The 2,978-nt window shown below is 41.3% G+C and carries 3 protein-coding genes; 1 reads left to right on the top strand and 2 read right to left on the bottom strand.

Annotated features, from left to right (window positions below; all coding sequences use genetic code 11):
- Positions 1-1,715 (top strand): pyruvate kinase (locus AC11ZT_RS01305; RefSeq protein ID WP_484057875.1); only part of this gene is annotated, 1,715 nt, incomplete at its 5' end.
- A gap of 15 nt (positions 1,716-1,730) precedes the next feature.
- Here the strand turns inward: AC11ZT_RS01305 and AC11ZT_RS01300 are convergent.
- Both AC11ZT_RS01300 and AC11ZT_RS01295 read right to left on the bottom strand, forming a co-directional pair.
- Entirely contained in the window at positions 1,731-2,318 is a 588-nt protein-coding gene (locus AC11ZT_RS01300) for a carboxymuconolactone decarboxylase family protein (protein ID WP_484057874.1), read from the bottom strand.
- A 24-nt stretch (positions 2,319-2,342) separates the two neighbouring features.
- On the bottom strand, positions 2,343-2,696 hold the full coding sequence (locus AC11ZT_RS01295) for a helix-turn-helix transcriptional regulator (RefSeq protein WP_484057873.1): 354 nt from the start codon (positions 2,694-2,696) through the stop codon (positions 2,343-2,345).
- Positions 2,697-2,978: the final 282 nt, after the last annotated feature.

Here is a 2,978-nt window from a genome sequence, read left to right as displayed (position 1 = left end):
TGCTTGCCTATGCTGCTCTTCGTGAATACGACATCCATGAATTACAAAATCACTTAGCAGCGGAAGGTCTTTCCTCACTCGGACGACTTGAAAGTCATGTCTTTTCCCATATGGAAAAAGTACTTGGCCATTTAGGAATCGGGGAAATGGAACCGACGGACATCTACCTGCCAAACTGGATCGAGGCTAGTAAATTATCAGCGAAGCGAGCGGCCCACGTACTCGGAACGACCGTACATGATAGAAGTACAAATATCATGGTAACACTTGACGTATCGATGTTAGACACACCAGAGATGATTGAGGAATTACTTCTTCACGGCATGGATATTGCTCGGATTAACTGTGCACATGATACGAAAAAAGAATGGAAACTGCTCATCCAAATGCTGCGCCGCGCAGAAGAAAAACTACACAATGAAGGATTGTACGGAGACCAAATTTGTAAAATATATATGGATTTAGGCGGCCCAAAAATTCGTATTAACCAATTTCAAAAAGAAATACGCCCCCTTAAAATCTCAATTTTAAAAGATATGTTTGGAAACAAAAAGAGTGTCGTCGAAGGCTATATCGATTTGCATGCTATCCACACGGACAAACTAGATGACAAAACTGATGCAGCAAAATTTGTGCTCGCAGTATCAAGCAAGAGCAACTTTAAATCCTTGCACATCGGGGAGGAACTTCACTTTATTGACACAAGAGGACGCAAGCGGTCCTTGCGAGTCATGGAAATTATTAATCCAACCAAAATTCGCGTATTAACAGAGAAATCCTGTTACATTAGCGATGAAATGAAAATTACCACGCCAAGTGGCAACGTATTTAAAGTACGCGATCTCGTGCCAAAACCTGTACAAATTAGCGTTCAAAAAGGAGACTTACTCTATCTATACCGAGAACCATCCAAGCTCGGACATCCCGCATCTGAGCAAGGGCCAGCCGGAGTTGCCGCCATGCTCCCGGAAGCATTAAAAAATGTGCAAATTGGCGATAGAATTTTTATTGATGATGGGAAAATTGGCGGAATTGTCATCCATACGAACGAAGAACGGGTTGAATTAGAAATTATCTCTCCCGTTATTAAAGCAGGAAAAGTAAAAGAAGAGAAGGGGTTAAACTTCCCTGACACGTTACTCGATTTACCTGCTCTCACTGAGCAAGATTTAGAGGACCTACAATTTGTCACGGGGCACGCAGATACAGTCGGCTTATCCTTTGTCCATTCCCCTCAAGATTTAGAGGATCTGCACGATGCATTAGAAAAACTAAATCGAACCGATTTAGCTGTCGTAGCGAAAATTGAAACCGCAGAAGCCATTCACAACCTATCTCGTATCCTTCTCGCTGGATTGAATTTCGACTCCTTCGGTATTATGATTGCACGCGGTGACCTTGCCGTCGAGGTTGGGTTTGAAAATATGTCCATCGTACAGGAGGATATTCTCTGTATGTGCGATGCCGCTCACGTTCCTGTTATTTGGGCAACGCAGGTGCTCGAAAGCCTCGCTAAGCAAGGCGTACCTGCCCGTGCAGAAATAACTGACGCTGCAATGGGACACCGTGCAGAATGTGTCATGCTAAATAAAGGACCGCATATCATCGATGCAGTCCGTATATTATCCAAGCTCTTAACAACCGAAGCGCGTCATCATGTGAAGAAGCGTCAAGTGTTTACTGCCTTTACCAATCAGCAAGGCCTATTTGAATAGGCCTTGCTCGTTTTTTTATATAAGAGGAACTCGAAATAAATTTGCTAAAAAACTATGCACAAGAGCAATCGGCAAAAATAATAGAATGCTTACTATCATGATAAGTTCGTATGCTAAATTGCTTTTTTGAATTGGTTTTCCGCGGAGGCGGCTACGAAATGCACTTAAAGGAATTCCATACACATTCCCAATCATAATGGCCCGAATGGCACCCAAAATCCCGAATGCCTTTGTCTCTCCATACGTATTCACGATTTGTAGCCACGATTCCTTAGATGGATTGCCTCTCATATCTGCATAATGCTGCGCAAAAAACAAAGCAGGCGCTTCCTCTTCAGGAACATGATCTTTCCCTCCGGATAGAAGTAATTGAATCTCTTCCTTGCTCATTCCCTGCTCTAACGCAATCTTCGTATGCGCATAGGAACAAACTTCACACCCATTTACTTCTGTAACCGCAAGCATAATACGTTCTCTAAATTCCATCGAAATTTCCTTACTTTTTTTTGCTTTGATCATAAAAGGCATAGTTCTAAATCCTTTATACAGAGCAATATAAAACTCTCGTACCGAATATATTTTTTTGTAAAATTCCTGTCCCATCGTTTTCTCCTCGTTTATGACGTTCTATTCTTCTTTCGACTCTTTCACCTTCTCGTACGTCTGCAGAAAATAAGTGAAATTTGCCATTCTCATTTCAATATCCTGTTTACATTCCTCTAATTTTCCCCAGCCAAATGGCGTCATCTCATACCTTTTCTTAGCTGAACCCGCTCCGCTCGTATCCCATACCGATGTAACAGCCCCGTTTTTCTCCATTTCTTGCAGACATCGATAGACCGCTCCGCTATCTGTATGAATGGCCGGCAAGCTTTCACATAATAACGTATAAATAGCCCCGCCATGCATCGACTTCTGCGCAAGAGCTAACAGAATAAATGCAGGCAAATGACGATAGCCTTGTCCTTTTTTAGCAACCAAATCAGCATCTCCTATCTTATACACTATACTGTAATTTACAGTATAGTGTATAAGATAGTGCAATACTAGTAAAAAAGATGGCCTGTATCCAGCTACTTTACGTAACGAAGAACGCTTTTCCCCCGTCATATCTCTTCCTAGTAAAATTAATAAATTGACTTATTTTGTCAAATGCATTGATTATTTCATAAAATGGATTAAAATAATAGCAACATATTGTAAATTTATTGTAAATACATCAATGTGAGATTTACAGTCGAAGGAGGGATCGAACATGAAAAT

The sequence above is a fragment of the Ectobacillus sp. genome (assembly GCF_056992975.1).
Note: the sequence above shows the minus strand (reverse complement) of the source record. Positions and strands in the feature narration are given on the sequence as shown.